Source organism: Gammaproteobacteria bacterium (assembly GCA_033720895.1).
Lineage (GTDB): Bacteria > Pseudomonadota > Gammaproteobacteria > Natronospirales > JAJUFS01 > JAWWBS01.
This window is the reverse complement of the sequence record JAWWBS010000008.1, coordinates 1-18634: the sequence shown is the minus strand read 5'-3', so window position 1 is coordinate 18634 and position 18634 is coordinate 1. Positions and strand designations below refer to the sequence as shown.

The 18634-nt window shown below is 60.3% G+C and carries 15 protein-coding genes; 7 read left to right on the top strand and 8 right to left on the bottom strand.

Annotation, left to right across the window (positions count from 1 at the left end):
• Positions 1-77: 77 nt before the first annotated feature.
• From R3217_02435 to R3217_02400, 8 genes are all read right to left on the bottom strand, one after another.
• Positions 78-1313: a hypothetical protein gene (locus R3217_02435; GenBank protein MDX1454291.1), complete on the bottom strand. Its 1236-nt coding sequence runs from the start codon at positions 1311-1313 to the stop codon at positions 78-80.
• Between the two features lie 24 nt (positions 1314-1337).
• On the bottom strand, positions 1338-1964 hold the full coding sequence (locus R3217_02430) for an energy transducer TonB (GenBank protein MDX1454290.1): 627 nt from the start codon (positions 1962-1964) through the stop codon (positions 1338-1340).
• On the bottom strand, positions 1964-2371 hold the full coding sequence (locus R3217_02425; protein ID MDX1454289.1) for a biopolymer transporter ExbD: 408 nt from the start codon (positions 2369-2371) through the stop codon (positions 1964-1966). Before R3217_02425 ends, R3217_02430 begins: the two co-directional genes overlap by 1 nt.
• Before the next feature lie 51 nt (positions 2372-2422).
• Complete coding sequence (locus tag R3217_02420) at positions 2423-2824, bottom strand: biopolymer transporter ExbD (GenBank protein MDX1454288.1); 402 nt, start codon at positions 2822-2824, stop codon at positions 2423-2425.
• Positions 2825-2835: 11 nt separating this feature from the next.
• Positions 2836-3360: a MotA/TolQ/ExbB proton channel family protein gene (locus R3217_02415; protein ID MDX1454287.1), complete on the bottom strand. Its 525-nt coding sequence runs from the start codon at positions 3358-3360 to the stop codon at positions 2836-2838.
• Positions 3357-4718, bottom strand: a complete 1362-nt coding sequence (locus R3217_02410) for a MotA/TolQ/ExbB proton channel family protein (protein ID MDX1454286.1) — start codon at positions 4716-4718, stop codon at positions 3357-3359. The genes R3217_02415 and R3217_02410 overlap by 4 nt, the downstream gene beginning before the upstream one ends.
• Complete coding sequence (locus R3217_02405) at positions 4715-5509, bottom strand: DUF3450 domain-containing protein (protein ID MDX1454285.1); 795 nt, start codon at positions 5507-5509, stop codon at positions 4715-4717. Before R3217_02405 ends, R3217_02410 begins: the two co-directional genes overlap by 4 nt.
• A 270-nt stretch (positions 5510-5779) precedes the next feature.
• A complete protein-coding gene (locus R3217_02400) occupies positions 5780-9220 on the bottom strand; it encodes a methylmalonyl-CoA mutase family protein (GenBank protein MDX1454284.1) in 3441 nt (1146 codons plus the stop codon).
• A 359-nt stretch (positions 9221-9579) separates the two neighbouring features.
• Here R3217_02400 and R3217_02395 point away from each other — a divergent pair, with 359 nt between their 5' ends.
• From R3217_02395 to R3217_02365, 7 genes are all read left to right on the top strand, one after another.
• The gene (locus tag R3217_02395) at positions 9580-10680 is read left to right on the top strand and encodes a Glu/Leu/Phe/Val dehydrogenase dimerization domain-containing protein (GenBank protein ID MDX1454283.1); all 1101 of its coding nucleotides are present in this window, start codon (positions 9580-9582) and stop codon (positions 10678-10680) included.
• Positions 10681-10874: 194 nt separating this feature from the next.
• On the top strand, positions 10875-12008 hold the full coding sequence (locus R3217_02390) for an isovaleryl-CoA dehydrogenase (GenBank protein MDX1454282.1): 1134 nt from the start codon (positions 10875-10877) through the stop codon (positions 12006-12008).
• 24 nt (positions 12009-12032) lie between these two features.
• Positions 12033-13217 (top strand): acetyl-CoA C-acyltransferase, encoded by a 1185-nt coding sequence (locus R3217_02385; protein MDX1454281.1) that lies wholly within the window; start codon positions 12033-12035, stop codon positions 13215-13217.
• A 131-nt stretch (positions 13218-13348) separates the two neighbouring features.
• On the top strand, positions 13349-14971 hold the full coding sequence (locus R3217_02380; GenBank protein ID MDX1454280.1) for a carboxyl transferase domain-containing protein: 1623 nt from the start codon (positions 13349-13351) through the stop codon (positions 14969-14971).
• A gap of 2 nt (positions 14972-14973) precedes the next feature.
• Positions 14974-15774: an enoyl-CoA hydratase/isomerase family protein gene (locus tag R3217_02375; GenBank protein MDX1454279.1), complete on the top strand. Its 801-nt coding sequence runs from the start codon at positions 14974-14976 to the stop codon at positions 15772-15774.
• Between the two features lie 2 nt (positions 15775-15776).
• The gene (locus tag R3217_02370; protein ID MDX1454278.1) at positions 15777-17741 is read left to right on the top strand and encodes an acetyl/propionyl/methylcrotonyl-CoA carboxylase subunit alpha; all 1965 of its coding nucleotides are present in this window, start codon (positions 15777-15779) and stop codon (positions 17739-17741) included.
• Positions 17742-17765: 24 nt separating this feature from the next.
• Positions 17766-18634 (top strand): hydroxymethylglutaryl-CoA lyase (locus R3217_02365; protein ID MDX1454277.1); only part of this gene is annotated, 869 nt, incomplete at its 3' end.

Genomic DNA, 18634 nt, shown 5'->3' with positions numbered 1-18634 from the left:
ATAGAGGAAAATCATGAGTTCCTCAGAAAAAAGGGGGCGCAAAGCGCCCCCTTCTTCAACCCTTTCGAGGGTAGAACTCAGAGCTGGCTGACAGACTGCTCGGTACGAATGAACTCCAGCCAACTCGTCGCGATACGACGAGTTTCCTGGTAGCCACGCGCCTTGTTGAAAGCCTCTTCGGCGTCACTGAAACGCTTCAGCTCGGCCGATGCGCTACCGCGAATCAGCCACGCCTGGCCTTTCTGCTTGTCTTCCAATCCACCCTTTTCCAGGGCCTTCATGGCAGCGACACGCGCACCCTCATGATCGATTACGTTCATGTAAAGCTGGGCCTGGCGAAGATACAGCTCTCCGTCATCGGCAAGTGCAGCAGCGCGACCCAGGGCATCAATCCCCTTCTCGTACTCACGAGCCTGAATCCATGCCGTAGAGAGCAGTTCGAAGTTCTTCTTCGTGCCCTCGACGCGTTCATCGGCAATTTCCTTTTCAAGGATCTTGCCCGCCTGGTACGGCACTTCCATCATCATGTAGAGACGCACCAGGTTCAGGATGTCGGACTCGTCGGTGATCATGCCCTGCTCGTAACCTGCAGAGATTGCCGACAAGGCCTTGGACTCCTGGCCAAGCTCCATGTAGACGCCTGTGAGCATTCGCCAGTAACGCTCCTTCGGCCAGTAGGCCACAAGGACTTCCAACGTCTTGGCGGCTTCCGGGAACTTGTCGAGCTTGAACTCGATGGTCACCTTGAGCTGCCACCAGCTCTCGGTCTTCCGCTCGGCCTTCTCGACAGCCTTGCTGATGTACGGATAGGCTGGCTGCCACTTTTCCAGCGCGGAATAGGCGTTGGCAACGATCAGGAATGCATTGGCCGGAGGATCTTCCGCGGTCTTGAACCAGTCCAGCATCAGGTCAATGACCTTCTGGTACTGCTCAAGCTGCGAATAGATCTGCGCCACCATGTAGATGACGGCGCTCTCGGCTGAACTCGGCAACTCGTTCATGCGCAAGGCACGCTCCAGGTACTGCAGCGCCTTCTCCATTTCGTCCATGTTGACGTAGACATACCCGATCCACTGCAAGGTAACCGCCTGCTCATAGGGGTTATCCTTGGAAGACTCTTCGAGGTCACGCAACACCGCCAAGGCTTCGTTGAACTCTTCCTTGTCGAAATGCTCCTGCACGGTCTCCAGTTTCTTTGCCGTGCGGGGCGACATGAACTTCGCTTCTTCTTTCTTCTCCTGCTGGCCCGCGAAACCGTTGGCGGAAACCGCCAGGCACAGTGCGGCAATCAGGATCTTGAATGCATGTTTCATATTGTTTCCTCCCCTCAGCGGCTATCAGCAGCCCTGAGGAGGCTCAAAGCCCATGGTCAACGATGCCGGACGCGAAACCGGACGACCGTCAATGATGCGCGGTTTGAATTTCCACCGGAGAATGGCTCGCTCGGCCTCGCGATTGAACAAGCGCGGCGGATCGGCTTCGATGACTCGCGGGTCTTCGACAGAGCCATCTTCCAGGATGGTGAACTCGAGCTTCACCGATCCGGTAATGCAGTTACGCAGCGCTTCACGCGGATACCGCGGCTGGACCTGCACGATAGGAATGACATCACCGTCACCGGTGGCCATGCCCTGGAAGGGATTACCCATGAACGGTCCACCGGCACCAACCGAGGTGCCGATCTGCGGCAGGTTCATGTTGAGCTCCGGCGTCTGCGGACGGGTATCCGCACTGGTCGTCGCAATCTGCGGCGGTGGCGGCTTCTTCGGCGGCTCCGGCTTCTCTGGAATCTGGCGATCCTTCGTTCGTGTCTGTTCGTCACGCTTGACGCGGATGAAGTCGACGAACTGGGTCGATTCCTTGTCGAAGTTACCGGTACCCGAGCCCGAGACCAGCCGATCCATCAGCGCAAACAGGGCAATTGCCATGATTACGCCAAGTACGAGTGAAATTCCGTATCTCATCAGCTGCTACCCTCCTGCGCGGCCAGGGCAACCCGGTCGGCGCCAGCCTTCCGGGCTTCGTCCATGACCTGGACGACAACACCGGTCGGTGCATTTTCATCAGCGATGATGACAACGCTGCCCTCGGGATTCTCCGACTTGGCCTGTTCGACCAGCAGGCGAACCTGAGTCAGCTCGACTTCACGCTTGGACATCCACACGGCACCCGTGTCGGTGATGGCGATCATCACGTTGCCCAGCTTCTTCTCCTCCGCAGTGGATGCCGGCGGTCGAGTGACCTCGAAGCCAGCCTCCTTGACGAAGGAGGTCGTCACGATGAAGAAGATGAGCATGATGAACACGATGTCGAGCATCGGGGTCATGTTGATCTCAGCATCTTCCTCAGGTTGAGCGTGTCTTCTAGCCATGATCTTCTCTTTAGACAGTCCCGGGAGCCACAAGTGCCCCCGGAAACCGAGTTAGTTATCCGACGCGATCGAGACGTTCTTGGCACCGGCAAGCCGGGCCTGGTCGATAACCCTGACCATCACGCCTGCATCCGCTTCCTTGGCGGCTGATACCACGACCGTGGCATCCGGCTTCTCGGCCCGCGCCCGCTCGACGTTGGCCTGCACGGCACGGACGTCAACGGTACGACCAGCAATGCTGATCTCGCCGGTTTCCGAGATCTCGATCAATACGACCTCACTTTCCTCTTTCGTCTCCGGCGGAGAATCAGTGGGGCGGTTCACGTCGATACCGATCTCCTTCACGAAGGAGGTCGTCACGATGAAGAAGATGAGCATGATGAACACGATGTCGAGCATCGGGGTCATGTTGATGTCAGCTTCTTCCTGATCGCGCTTATGCTTGCGTCTCATTGTTCACCTGTTCAGTAATGACGCAGCTCGTCTTCGACCTTCTCCACTTCGATCTTGGCCTTGCGGTCAAGGAACGTACCGAAGTAGAGCCCGGACAGAGCCGCAACCATGCCGGCCATTGTCGGGAGCGTCGCGGCCGATACACCGCCCGCCATTTCGCGAGCGTTACCGGTACCCATGACAGCCATGACGTCGAAAACCTGGATCATCCCGGTCACCGTTCCCAGCAGACCCACCAGCGGCAGTACCGCAATGAGGGTCTTGATGAGAATGACGAAACGATGGGCCTCGATGGAAACCTCGGAAATCATCTGCTCGCGAATACGCTTCGCGAACCAGCTTTCCTGGTCCTCCCGAGACTGCCAGTCACGAATCGTCTTCTCGATGCGGCCCGGATGAATGGCTCTGTAGTACCAGAGCCGTTCAATGATGAAGGTCCACATCAGGATCGTGATGAACAGAACGATCCAGAGGACGTCCCCGCCGGCTTCAAAGAAGTCGCGGATGCCTTCGAATGTTCTGACGATTCCGTTCATTGCTGCTTTTCAGCATGCGCTGCAATGATGCCCGCGCTCTGCTCCTCGAGAATCTGGATCAGTTCCTTGCTGCGCGAGGCAACAACGCTGTGCAGCAGCACCAGCGGAATCGCGACCACGAGACCTTCTACGGTCGTAACCAGCGCCTGCGAAATACCGCCGGCCATCAGCTTCGGATCACCAGTACCGAACAGGGTGATCGACTGGAAGGTCTGGATCATGCCGGTAACGGTACCGAGCAGACCCATCAGCGGTGCTACCGCGGCCAGGATCTTGATGCCGTTCTGCCACTTCTCGAATTCCGGCGTTTCCTTGAGGATTGCCTCGTCGAGCTTCAGCTCCAGCGTCTCGATATCGTCGTTGCGGTTCTCGGCATAGACACCCAGTACGCGACCCAGCGCGTTGTCCGGGCTGGCCTTGCCAGTACCCAACTGCGCCTTGATCTTGCGGCCGGCACCGAACAGGTAGCCAAGGCGCATCAGGGCGATGATCACGCCACCAAGACCCAGCGTCAGGGTGATGTAACCGATGATGCCACCCTGGTCGATACGCTCGGCAAGGGTCGGCGCCTGGATCAGCGCACCCAGCAACTGACCGCGGGTCGGATCGATGGCCATCATGACCGGGCTATCACCGCCCTCGGCGGTGTAAAGCTCCTCAGCCATGTCGACATAACGACCAGCCGGCTGGCGACCCAGCTCGACAAGGGCGCCCGTCTCAGGCAGGAACTGCAGGAAGCCATCCTGGTTGATCGTAACGAAAGTACCGACGCGAACGACTTGCGACTGCATCGGGACACCGTCCTGACCAACAACTTCGTCGTTGAATCGAATGACCTTGCCCGATTCCGTCATTTCGGTCTGGAAGGTGAACCACAGCTGCTCGAGTTCCGAAATCGTCGGCAGTGCGCGCGACTGTGCCAGCTTGGAAAGCACCTCGCCGCGGTCTTCGATCTGTGCGGATACCAGAGAGTTATCAACCATGGACTTGGCGTTACCAGCCATCTGGCGAACGACACCGAAGACTTCGCCCAGGTTACCCATGCGGGTACGCAGGGTCTCGGACAGCTGGGTCAGTTCACGCTCGTTGGCGTCGAAGCTGGAGCGAAGGCGGTCCGAACGGGCCTCCTCGGTGGCCAGCTCCTGGCGGGCCTGCTCCAGCAACTGCTGCTGGCGATCAAGCGCCTGGTTGAATTCACGCTCGCGACGCTGGTTCTCAGCGGCAACCGAGCGGCTTGCCTGGCGAACCTGCTGCAGCAGTTCGTCCAGGGTTGTCGGTTCGCTGGCCGGCTGGCCCGCGAAAGCGGAGCCGGAGACAACCAGCAGCGACATCATTGCACTAATAATAAGAGTTCTCATTTGGCTGACTCCGGAGCAGAAACAGGAAGCGTCATGAGTTCAGGGGCCATCTGCTTGCGGGCGATACGCAGGCCATCGGAAATGGCATCGTTGTAGTCGCTCGGCAGCTCTTGCCACTGACCCGTCGCCTTGTTCCAGAAACCGACGTTTTCGCGGTCGGTGGTCTGGTAAGCGAGAAGTACGCGGCCAACGCGAAGGATATCGACGTTGGTGTCTTCGCCACCTTCACCCAGCGGCAACAAGCCACGATAGGCCTCGATGGTGCGGCCGTACTCGGTTTCCGTCGAATAGGCTTCCATCACGCGACGGTACTTTTCGGACACCGTCACATTGGCCTTATCGAGCATGTCTTTCAGCTCGAGGACGCGATTGGTGCGCTCTTCCAGCAGGAACGGCATGTCCAGCTTCACGAATTTCTCGAGGCTGTCGACCATGCGGATCATCAAGGGGAGAATTTCCTTCTCCACGACCTCGACATCCTCAAGCTGCTTGCGGATGGAGATCTTTTCCTCTTCCTGGTCACGGATGAGCTTTTCCAGCTGCTGGTTGTAGACACGCAGGCGATCGGTCTGCTGCGTGGTCACCAGGTATTCAGCCAGCATGTTCTGCGTCTCGTCACTGACCTGGTCAACGCGGGCCTGTGAGCGGGCAGAAGCCGTGTTGGTCTGCTGCTGGGTCTGGACGGTGGTCTTGAGGACGTCCTCAGGAGCCGCCTGCGAAGCGGTCACGGCAAACAGCGCGCAAAGGCCGCCGACGGCCGTGATCAGCTTTCTGTTGATTGAGTTCGACATTTCGATACCTTGATTTTTCTGAGTTACTGAAAAAGGTTCAGCAAAGGCGTACCGCTGCGCTGTCTTACGCAGCGCGGCCATCGAATGTAGCAAAGACCTTTGGAAAAGGAAAGGGAGCAAAAAGCAGGTATAACCCCTTGCTGGACTTGATATTTTTCGCTTATGCAGCATGGTTGCGGGCACTTGCCAAAACGCCCCGGATATGCGTCCCCCGAATCCAAAAAAAACGGCCCCGCCTGTCGCCGGGGCCGTTTTGTGACGCAGTTCACATTACATATTCCTACGGTAACGCCCACCAACTTCGTACAAGGCCTGGCTGATCTGACCGAGGGTGCAAACCTTGACCGCCTCCATCAGCTCCGCAAAGACATTGCCTCCCGATGCGGCCGCATCCTTCAGGTCCTTGAGCGCCTTTTCGATGGCTTCGGCATGATGCTTGTGCTGGGTCTGCACGGCCTGAATCTGGGCCTGTTTTTCTTCTTCGGTGGAGCGGATCAGTTCTGGCTCCTCCGTACCCTCGTCGTCCTTGCCGAGGAAGGTGTTGACGCCCACGATCGGCAAGGAGCCATCATGCTTCTTGCCCTCGTAGTACAGGGACTCTTCCTGGATCTTGCCGCGCTGGTACATGGTTTCCATGGCGCCCAGCACGCCACCGCGCTCCGAGATCCGCTCGAATTCCTGGTAGACCGCCTCTTCGACCAGGTCGGTGAGCTCCTCGATGATGAAAGAGCCCTGCAGCGGATTCTCGTTCTTGTTAAGCCCCAGCTCCTTGTTGATGATCAGCTGGATCGCCAACGCGCGTCGAACCGATTCCTCGGTCGGCGTGGTCAACGCCTCGTCATAGGCGTTGGTATGCAGGCTGTTGCAGTTGTCATACAGCGCGTAGAGGGCCTGCAACGTGGTACGGATATCGTTGAACTGGATCTCCTGCGCGTGCAGCGAGCGCCCCGACGTCTGGATGTGATACTTCAGCATCTGCGCCCGCGGGCCGGCTTCGTACAGGTCGCGCAGGGCTCGTGCCCAGATGCGGCGCGCGACGCGGCCGATGACCGAGTACTCCGGGTCCATGCCATTGGAGAAGAAGAACGAGAAGTTCGGTGCGAAATCGTTCACGTCCATGCCGCGCGCGAGATAGTACTCCAGCAGCGTGAAACCGTTGGCCAGGGTGAAGGCCAGCTGACTGATCGGGTTCGCGCCCGCCTCGGCGATGTGATAGCCGGAGATCGAGACGGAATAGAAATTTCGCACCTTGTTATCGATGAAGTACTGCTGCACGTCACCCATCATGCGCAGGGCGAAATCCGTGGAAAAGATGCAGGTATTCTGCGCCTGGTCTTCCTTGAGGATGTCGGCCTGCACGGTGCCACGCACGGTAGCGAGTGTCTGGGCCTTGATCCTGTCGTAGGTGACCTTGTCGACCAGGCGGTCACCGGGCACGCCCAACGTGCCCAGGCCGAAAGCGTCGTGGCCTTCCGGCAGGTCGCGATTGTAGGTCGGGCGCAAACCGTCCTTGTACATGGCCGCGATCTTCTTCTCTGCTTCTTCCCACTTGCCCTGCTCTTTCAGGTAACGCTCGACGTTCTGATCGATCGCTGCGTTCATGAACATCGCCAGGATCATCGGCGCCGGACCATTGATGGTCATCGACACCGACGTTGTCGGCGCGGACAGGTCGAAGCCTGAGTAAAGCTTCTTCATGTCGTCCACCGAGGCAATGGAGACACCGGAATTGCCAATGCGGCCGTAAATATCCGGGCGCTCGTCCGGGTCTTCGCCGTACAGCGTCACCGAGTCGAATGCAGTGGACAGGCGCGCGGCGGGCAGGCCGTGCGAGACGTAATGGAAGCGGCGGTTGGTGCGCTCCGGCGTACCCTCGCCCGCGAACATGCGCGCCGGATCTTCGCCCGTGCGGCGGTAGGGAAACACGCCCGCCGTGTACGGGTAATGGCCCGGGAGATTCTCCTCCCGACGCCAGCGCAGGATCTCGCCCCAGTCACTGAATTTCGGCAGGCCGATCTTCGGAATCTGCAGGTGCGACAGCGATTCGGTGTAGTTGTCACCCTTGATTTCCTTGCCCCGCACTTCGTAGGAAAACTGCTCGGTTCGTGCGCCCTGTTTCGCCATATCCCAGTCCTTCAGCAGCTCGATGCTCTCGGGTGACAGGGATTTGACCGCCTCGTTGTAGCGTTGGCGCAGGGTGCGAATCGAGAGATCCGAATCCTTGTCCTGCAGGTCATCAGCCTCGAACAGGTCCAGCGGCTTCGGCAGCCTGGCATCCTCCAGCGCCTTGAGCGCCTGGAAGTAACCATGCGCCTCGGAGGCCGCCTCGGCTTCCTTCGCGATGACCGAGTGCACCTTGCGCCCACCTTCGGCGATCTCGGCCAGGTAGCGTTCGCGCTGCGGCGGAATCAGGGCATGCTTCTCGACTGCCACTTCCGGGAATTCGCCATCGACCTTCCAGGCCTCGGCCGGCAGGTCCAGCTTCGCGACCATGCTGTCCACCAGGGCCTTGAACATGCGGTTCACACCCGGGTCGTTGAACTGGCTGGCGATGGTCGGGTAGACCGGTACCTGGTCGTCGGCCAGGTCGAATTTCAGGCGATTGCGCTTCCACTGCTTGCGGACATCACGAAGCGCATCCTTGGCCCCCCGCTTTTCGAACTTGTTGATCGCGACCAGGTCGGCAAAATCCAGCATGTCGATCTTTTCGAGCTGGGAGGCCGCGCCGAAATCCGAGGTCATCACGTAACCGGCGAAATCCACCAGGTCGACGATCTCGGTGTCGGACTGGCCGATGCCGGCAGTCTCGACGATGATCAGGCCAAAGCCGACGTACTTGAGGTACTGGATGGCGTCCTTCAACGTGGCGCTGGTTGCCAGGTGCTGGCGGCGGGTCGCCATGGAGCGCATGAAGATGCCGTCCTCGTCCAGCGAGTTCATGCGGATGCGGTCGCCCAGCAGCGCACCACCGGTGCGGCGACGCGTCGGGTCGACAGCCAGTACGGCAATCTTCAGTTCCGGGAAATGACGGCGAAAGCGGTTCAGGAGCTCATCGGTCAGACTGGACTTGCCGGCGCCACCCGTGCCGGTCAGTCCGACAACGGGGGGCTGGTTGGTGGTCGCGCGCCACTGCTTGCGCCAGGCCTCGACCTTGGGGTCATCCGGGTCGGTTGCCTCCAGCAGGGAAATGGCATGCGCGATCTCCTTGTGGTCGCCGGGCTTCGCACTCGCACTGTCGTAATCGGCCTTCTGCCAGGCACGGACGCGCTTGAAGACGTCCTCGATCATGCCGTTCAGGCCCATTTCCATGCCGTGGTCCGGGGTATAGATCTTTTCCACGCCCTGCGACTCCAGCGTCGAGATCTCCTCCGGTGAAATGGTGCCGCCACCACCGACGATCACGCGGATGTGCTCGGCGCCCTCTTCCTTGAGCATGTCGACCATGTACTTGAAGTACTCGTTATGACCGCCCTGGTAGGACGAGCAGGCAATGGCGTCCGCATCCTCCTGCAGCGCAGCACGCACGATTTCCCGGACCGAGCGATTGTGGCCCAGGTGAATGACCTCGGCGCCATGCTGTTGCAGCAGGCGGCGAATCAGGTTGATCGCGGCATCGTGACCATCAAACAGGGAAGCCGCGGTGATGAACCGCAAGGGGCGATTTTTCGCCTGGCCTTTCTCCTGCTGCATTTCCGTAGCTGCCGTGTTCATGCCTACACCTCTTATATGCGAATTTTCTCGGCGTCCTGCCGGGCCCTGGGCATCCTTCCGGGAGCCAGGGGTTCGAAAAGCCCTTGCTGACGGGGTTTTCTGCGGATTCCGACGCGCAGAATGCGCGAATTATCTTGTGAAAAACTCGACGATTATACCCCGCTTTGGGCTGCTGCAGAAACGACCGCAATCCCGCTATGACGAATTTTACGTGCCTGAAATGGTCTATGCGTCTATAATTCGCCACCCAATCCAGCGGCCCTCCCCAAGAGGGCCGCTGTCGCGAAGCCCGCTACGGTCGATTTTGAGGGTCGGTCGGAGCTGGCAGTAAACGACAATATTCCGTCGAGGAGGACGTTATGGAGCTTTTCGCCACCCTGGAGAAGATGGGCCACGAAGAGGTCGTGTTTTTCCATCACCAGGATTCCGGGCTGAAGGCCATCATCGGAATTCACAACACCGTTCTGGGCCCTGCACTGGGCGGCTGCCGCATGTGGCCGTACAAGTCGGAGGAAGAAGCCCTGAATGACGTGCTTCGCCTGTCGCGCGGCATGACTTACAAGGCGGCCGTGTCCGGCCTGAACCTCGGTGGCGGCAAGTCCGTCATCATTGGCGAGCCGATCAAGGATGCCACCCTGCGTGAGTCCTTCTTCCGCGCCTTCGGCCGCTTCATCGAGTCGCTGAACGGTCGTTACATCACTGCCGAGGACGTCAACACCAGCGTCGAACTGATGGACTACATCCACATGGAAACCGACCACGTGGTCGGCGTGCACCCGGTCCATGGCGGCGGCGGCGACCCGTCCCCGTTCACGGCCTACGGCACCATCCAGGGCATCAAGGCTTCGCTGAACAAGAAGTACGGTCACATCGACCTGTCCAAGTGCAGCTACGCCGTTGAAGGCGTGGGTCATGTCGGCCAGCACATCGTCAAGACCCTGACCGATGCAGGCGCGAAAGTATTCGTTGCCGACATCAACCAGGAGCGCATCGATGCCTGCGTGGAAATGGGCGCCGAAGCGGTCGACGGCAAGGACATCTACGGCCTCGACGCCGACGTCTACGTGCCTTGCGCACTGGGCGCAACGGTCAACGAAGAGACCATCCCGCAGTTCAAGTTCGACATCGTTGCCGGTTGCGCCAACAACCAGCTGGCCGACGACGCCTGTGGCGACGAGCTGAACAAGAAAGGCATCGTCTACGCGCCTGACTACGCGATCAACGCTGGCGGCCTGATGAACGTTTACGTCGAGCTGCAGGGCTACGACCAGGAACGCGCCTACCGCATGGTCTCGGGTGTCTACGACATCATCGAGAACATCTACAAGGTTGCCGACCGCGATGGCATTGGCAGTCACAAGGCTGCAGACCGCATGGCCGAAGAGCGCATTGCGCGCATGAGCCAGGTCAAGCTGCCGACCATCAAGCAGAAAGCCGACCGTTACAGCGGTCGCAAGTAAGACCTTCGGGACCGGTCGACTGCGGGGGCAGTCGACCGGTATCCCGCCATACCGCGAACGCCACCCTGTCATTCATCAGCACTGACATTCGCGGGTTTCGCCGGTCATCTCGATGACCTGCTGCGAAGCTCGACACGGACCAGAGGGATTTTCACGTGAGCGTCATCAAGGCAAACATCAACGAAGATCTCGACATGCTGCGCGATGCGGTTCGCCGCTTTGCGGAGACCGAGATTGCCCCGCGCGCAGCGGAAATCGACGAAAAGAACGAATTCCCGCAGGAACTCTGGCCGAAGCTCGGCGAGATGGGCCTGCTGGGCATGACCGTCCCCGAGGAATTCGGCGGTTCCGGCATGGGCTACCTGGCGCATGTCGTCGCGATGGAAGAAATCTCCCGCGCCTCGGCGTCGGTCGGTCTCTCATACGGTGCGCATTCCAACCTGTGCGTGAACAATCTCTACCTGAACGGTACTGACGAACAGCGCCAGAAGTTCCTGCCTAAGCTCTGCTCTGGCGAGTTCAAGGGCGCGCTGGCCATGTCCGAACCGGGCGCCGGCTCCGATGTCGTCGGCTCGATGTCCTGCCGCGCCGAAAAGAAAGGCGACGTGTGGGTCGCCAACGGCAACAAGATGTGGATCACCAATGGTCCGGAAGCCGACGTGCTGATCGTCTACATGCGCACCGCTGGCAAGGAAGCAGGCTCGAAGTGCATGACCGCCTTCCTGGTGGAAAAAGGCATGAAGGGTTTCTCCACGGCCCAGAAGCTGGACAAGCTCGGCATGCGCGGTTCGAACACCTGCGAGCTGGTGTTCGAGGACTGCGAGATTCCCGAGGAAAACGTGCTCGGCAATGTGAACGAAGCGGTCTACATCCTGATGCGCGGCCTGGATTCGGAACGCCTGGTGCTGTCCGGCGGCCCGATCGGCATCATGCAGTCGGCGATGGATGTGGTCCTGCCCTACCTGCACGAGCGCAAGCAGTTCGGTGAATCCATCGGCAGCTTCGGCATCATGCAGGCCAAGGTCGCGGACATGTACACCATGCTGCAGTCGGCGCGAGCGTTCAGCTATCGCATTGCCGAGCAGTTCGACAACGGCGAACAGGTCCGTACTGACGCGGCTGCCTGCCTGCTGATGGCCTCGGAAAATGCCGTCAAGGTGTCATTGGAAGCCATCCAGACGCTGGGCGGCAACGGCTACATCAACGAATACCCGACCGGCCGCCTGCTGCGCGATGCCAAGCTGTATGACATCGGCGCCGGCACCAACGAAATCCGTCGCATGCTGATCGGCCGCGAGCTGTTCAAGGCATCCGGCGACAGCGAATAAATCTCTACGAGTTCGGAGCAAGCAATGAGCAACAACGATCCCGTCGTCATCGTATCCGCCAAGCGCACGCCCATCGGCGCCTTCCAGGGCGGCCTGTCCGGCGCCCAGTCCCAGGACCTCGGCGCCACCGCCATCAAGGCGGCTGTCGAAGCGGCCGGCATCAAGGGTGAGGACGTCAATGAAGTCTTCATGGGCTGCGTGCTGCCGGCAGGATTGGGCCAGGCACCGGCACGCCAGGCTGCACTCGGTGCCGGCCTGCCGAAGGAAACCGGTTGCGTGACCCTGAACAAGGTCTGTGGCTCCGGCATGAAGACCACCATGATGGCGGCCGACCTGATCACGGCCGGTTCTGCCGACGTCATCGTTGCCGGCGGCATGGAATCCATGACCAATGCTCCCTACCTGCTGCCGAACGCGCGTGGCGGCATGCGCATGGGTCACCAGCAGGTGATCGACCACATGTTCTTTGACGGCCTGCAGAATCCCTACGACGGCCAGATGATGGGCATGTTCGGCGACCAGTGCGCGACCAAGTACAACTTCTCGCGCGAAGACCAGGACAACTTTTCCATTGAATCCGTCAAGCGCGCCCAGAAGGCGGTCGAAGACGGCAGCTTCAAGGACGAAATCGTTCCGGTCACGGTCAAGCACCGCAAGGGCGAGACGGTCGTCGACACCGACGAAGAGCCGGCGCGTTGCAACATCGAAAAGATCCCGACGCTGCGCGCTGCCTTCTCCAAGGAAGGCACCGTGACGGCGGCTTCTTCTTCCTCGATTTCCGACGGTGCGGCGGCGCTGGTACTGATGCGCCAGTCCGAAGCCGAAAGGCGCGGCCTCAAGCCGCTGGCAAAGATCGTCGGCCACGCCGGCCATGCGCAGGAGCCGGAATGGTTCACGACCGCCCCGGTCGGCGCGATTGCCAATGTGCTGAAGAAAGTCGACTGGAAGGCCGACGACGTCGATCTCTACGAAATCAACGAAGCCTTTGCCGTGGTCGCTATGGCCGCAATGAAGGAACACAACCTGCCGCACGACAAGGTCAACGTGAACGGCGGCGCCTGCGCGCTGGGTCATCCGATCGGTGCCACTGGTGCCCGCCTGATCGTCACCCTGCTGCACGCCCTGAAAGCGCGTGGCGGCAAGAAGGGCGTGGCCTCGCTGTGCATCGGCGGCGGCGAAGCAACGGCGATTGCTGTCGAAATGCTCTGAATCCGGCAGGATTCTCGCAAGCAAGGCCGGGCACTGTAGCGATACATCCCGGCCTTGCCGTGTGCAAAGCAAGCCCTTCCACTAGAATGAGGGGCGCCACAAGAAAGACAACCTGACCAGGGAGCAACCCCATGGCTGTGATCAAGAGCCAGGTAGACCCGGCTTCGGAAGAATTCCAGGCCAATGCCAAGCACATGCAGGCGATTGTCGATGACCTCCGCGACAAGGTCGCAACTGCCGCACTGGGTGGCCCGGAAAAGGCCCGCCAGAAGCATCTCGATCGCGGCAAGCTGTTGCCGCGCGAGCGCATCGAAGCGCTGCTCGATGATGGCAGTCCCTTCCTCGAGTTCTCGCAGCTTGCTGCCTACGGCGTGTATGGCGAAGACTCGCCGGCCGCCGCGGGCGTGATCACCGGCATTGGCCGCGTGAACGGTCGCGAATGCGTGATCGTTGCCAACGACGCCACGGTCAAGGGCGGCACCTACTATCCGCTGACGGTCAAGAAGCACCTCCGCGCCCAGGAAATCGCGCAGGAGAATCGCCTGCCCTGCATCTACCTGGTGGATTCCGGCGGCGCTTTCCTGCCCTTGCAGGACGAGGTCTTTCCGGACAAGGACCACTTCGGCCGCATTTTTTACAACCAGGCGCGACTTTCCGCGCTGGGCATTCCGCAGATCGCCGTGGTGATGGGCTCCTGTACCGCCGGTGGCGCCTACGTGCCGGCAATGTGCGACGAAGCCATCATCGTCAAGGAGCAAGGCACCATCTTCCTCGGTGGCCCACCGCTGGTGAAGGCCGCTACCGGTGAAGAAGTCGATGCCGAATCGCTGGGTGGTGGTGATGTGCACTCCCGAACCTCGGGCGTGACCGACCATCTCGCCGACAACGACCAGCACGCGCTGGCGATTGCCCGCGACATCGTTTCCTACCTGAACATCACGCGACCCGACTTGCCCGTAACACTGCGCGAGCCGCTGGAACCGAAGTACCCGATCGAGGATGTCTACGGCATCGTGCCGCAGGAAACCCGTTTTCCATATGACATCCGTGAAGTGATCGCACGCATTGTCGACGGTTCCGAGTTCCAGGAATTCAAGCAGCTTTACGGCAAGACGCTGGTCTGCGGCTTTGCGCACATCGACGGCTACCCCGTCGGTATCATTGCCAACAACGGCATCCTGTTCTCCGAGTCCGCGCTCAAGGGCGCGCACTTCATCCAGCTCTGCGAGCAACGCAGGATTCCGCTGATCTTCCTGCAGAACATCACCGGCTTCATGGTCGGCCAGAAATACGAGAACGAAGGCATCGCCAAGAACGGCGCCAAGATGGTGAACGCTGTCGCGACCGCTTCCGTACCGAAGTTTACCGTGATCATTGGCGGCTCCTTCGGTGCCGGCAACTACGCGATGTGCGGTCGAGCCTACGGCGCCCGCATGCTGTGGATGTGGCCGAACGCCCGCATCTCGGTCATGGGTGGCGAACAGGCCGCCTCGGTGCTGGCCACCGTCAAGCGCGACGGCATGGAAGCACGCGGCCAGGAATGGAGCGACAAGGACGAGGAAAGCTTCAAGGCACCGATTCGCGAGCAGTACGAGGACCAGGGCCATCCCTACTACGCCTCGGCGCGACTCTGGGATGACGGCATCATCGACCCGGCCGACACCCGTCGCGTGCTGTCGCTCGCACTTGCCACCTCGATGAACAACTTCAATGCCAATGGCGATGTGGATCGCTATGGCATCTACAGGATGTAACGATGTCCGAAACGAATTTCGTCAAGACCACGATCGACACCCGCGGCATCGCCACGGTAATGATCGATCGTGCCGACAAGCACAACGCATTCAATGCGGAGATCATCGCCGAGCTTACCGACGCCCTGCTCGCGGTCGGCCGCAATGACGATGTACGAGTCGTGATCCTGACCGGTGACGGCAAGTCGTTCTCCGCCGGAGCCGACCTGAACTGGATGAAATCCATGGCGAGCTACTCCGAGGACGAGAACCTCGAGGACTCGCTGAAGCTGGCCGAACTCATGCAGGTGCTGGACAACCTGCCCAAGCCGACCATTGCCCGCGTCAACGGCCACGTGTTCGGTGGCGGTGTCGGCCTGGTGGCCTGCTGCGATATTGCCATTGCGGCAGAACATGCAAGGTTCGCGCTGTCCGAAGTGAAGCTGGGCCTCGTTCCCGCGGTAATCTCGCCCTATGTGATCGCCGCCATCGGCGAACGCCATGCGCGTCGCTTCTTCCTGACGGCCGAAGCCATGGATTGCGCCACGGCCCGTCACATTGGCCTGGTACACGAATCGGTTCCCCTGGATGAGCTGGACTCTGCCGTGGAGAAGGAAATTGAACTGCTGCTCGCCGGCGGTCCCGCAGCCCAGCGCGCGGCCAAGGAACTGGTGCGTCAGGTCTGCCACCATGGCGATGATGCCGAACAGCACCTGATCAAGACCACCGCCGAGCTGATCGCACAGATCCGCGTCTCCGACGAAGGACAGGAAGGCCTGGGCGCCTTCCTCGACAAGCGCCCTCCGAATTGGATCAAGGACTGAGCATGTTCAACAAGATTCTGATCGCCAATCGAGGCGAAATCGCCTGCCGCATCATCGATACCTGCCGCCACCTTGGCGTGAAGACGGTGGCGGTGTATTCGGATGCCGATGCCAAGGGCCGTCACGTGCGCATGGCCGATGAAGCCGTGCACATCGGTGGGGCCGCGCCGTCCGAGTCCTACCTCAAGGGCGACGTGATCATCGAGGCTGCAAAAGCCACTGGCGCACAGGCCATTCACCCCGGCTTCGGCTTCCTTTCCGAGCGCTCCGCGTTCGTGAAAGCGGTGGAGGATGCCGGCCTGGTGTTCATTGGTCCGTCCGGTGATGTCATGGACCAGATGGGCGCGAAAGACACTGCCAAGTCGATCATGGAAAAGGCCGGTGTGCCGGTCGTACCCGGCTACCACGGCGAGAACCAGGACGAGAAATTCCTGGCGGGCGAGGCCGACAAGATCGGCTTCCCGCTGATGATCAAGGCCTCGGCCGGCGGTGGCGGCAAGGGCATGCGCATCGTGCGCGACAAGGGCGAGTTCGCCGACGCGCTGACCTCGGCGAAGCGCGAAGCCAAATCCGCCTTCGGCGATGACAACGTCTTGCTGGAACGTTTTGTCGACGGCCCGCGCCATATCGAGTTCCAGGTCTTCGGCGACAAGCACGGCAACGTCGTGCACCTGTTCGAGCGCGAATGCTCGGTGCAGCGCCGTTACCAGAAGATCATCGAGGAAACGCCCTCGCCCTTCCTTGATGACAAGATGCGCGAGGAAATGGGCAAGGCTGCTGTCGCAGCCGCGAAAGCAGTCGACTACGTCAACGCTGGTACGGTGGAATTCATCGTCGGCAGCGATCGCAGTTTCTTTTTCATGGAAATGAACACCCGCCTGCAGGTGGAGCACCCGGTTACCGAACTGACAACCGGCATGGACCTGGTCGAGTTGCAGTTGCGTGTTGCTGCGGGAGAGCCCCTGCCCTTCGCGCAGGATGAACTGGATCGTGATGGTCATGCCATAGAGGTTCGACTCTATGCGGAGAAGCCGCGACAGGACTTCCTGCCCTCGGTGGGGCATCTCGACGCCTTCGTGACACCACCCGAGTCGGAGCAGTTCCGACTGGATACCGGTGTGGAGACGGGTGATGAAATCACCATCCATTACGACCCGATGATCGCCAAGCTGGTGGTCTACAACGACGACCGCGAAAGCGCCCTAGGGTCATTGCGAGAAATGCTTGGCCAGACGGCGGTGTTCGGCGTCACGACCAACCTGCCCCTGCTGCGTCGCATTGCGCAGGAAGAGGCGTTCGTGAAGGGTGATGTCGATACCCGTTACATCGACACGCATCTCGACGCCCTGAACCAGGCCGAACCTGCTGCCGAGCACCTGCTGGATGCAGCAGCACTCGACTTCATGCTGGATGATGCCGATGAAGCCGACTGGGATCGCAACGACGGCTTCCAGGTCAACGCTCTGGGTGGTCGGCGCTTCATGTTCAAGGATGAAGCCGACAACGAATCAACCCGCTTCGTCCGTCGTCGCAATGGCAGCTTCATTGTTCGCAATGAAGACGGTGAGCGCGAACTGGCTGCGGAACTGCTGAACGAAACCGACATTGCCGTATCCGATGGCAACATGACCCGTCGCTACACCATCCTGCGCCTGGATGACCGTGTGCAGGTGGCCTGCGACGAGCAGACGGTCGAGCTGACGCGCATGCATCCCTTCGCCGCTACCGATGTCGGCGGTGCCGACGAGAAACACCCGGGCTCGCCGATGCCGGGGCGCATCGTGGCCGTGCACGTCAAGGAAGGCGACGAAGTGGCGATCGGTGACCCGATCCTGGTGCTGGAAGGCATGAAGATGGAATACACCCTGAAGGCGGGTGTCGAGGGCAAGATCGAGAAGCTGCTTTACGGTGAAGGCGACATGGTCGACGCGGAAGTCCCATTGGTCGACATCGCTGCAGACGAATAAGGAAGGAAGCAGACCATGCTGATGATTCCGGACAAGGTGCGCATTGTCGAAGTCGGTCCCCGCGACGGCCTGCAGAACGAGAAGCAGGAAATCGACACCGCGACCAAGATCGAGTTCATCGATCGCCTGACCACGACCGGCCTGGAGTCGATCGAGGTCACCAGCTTTGTCTCGCCGAAATGGATTCCGCAGCTGGCCGACGCATCGGACGTCTTCCAGGGCATCCAGAAGCGCGAAGGCGTGCACTACCCCGTGCTGGTCCCGAATGAAAAAGGCATGGAACGCGCCATCGAGGTGGGTGCGAAGGAAGTCTCGATTTTCACCGCCGCTTCCGAGTCCTTCAACCAGAAGAACATCAACGCCTCGATCTCCGAATCATTGGAACGCTTCGAGCCAGTGATGGCGATGGCCCGCGACAACGACATCCTGGTGCGGGGCTACGTGTCCTGCGTGCTGGGCTGCCCCTACGAGGGCGACATCGCACCGGAGGCGGTTGCCGAAGTGGCCGCCGAGCTGTTCCGCATGGGCTGCTATGAAATCTCGCTGGGCGACACCATCGGCGTCGGCACGCCGCGTGTTGCGCGACAGATGGTCTATCACTGCGCCCGACGGGTCCCTATGGAACGCCTGGCCATTCATTTCCACGACACGCGCAACCAGGCGCTGGCCAACATCCTGGCCTGCCTGGACATGGGTATCGCGACGGTTGATTCATCGATCTCGGGACTGGGCGGCTGCCCTTATGCTGCGGGTGCCGCTGGCAACGTGGCAACGGAAGAAGTCGTGTACATGCTGCATGGCATGGGCATCGATACCGGTATCGACCTGACCCGCCTGCTGGAAACCTCGAAGTGGATCAACGACACCCTGGGTCGCGAACCGACTTCGAAGCT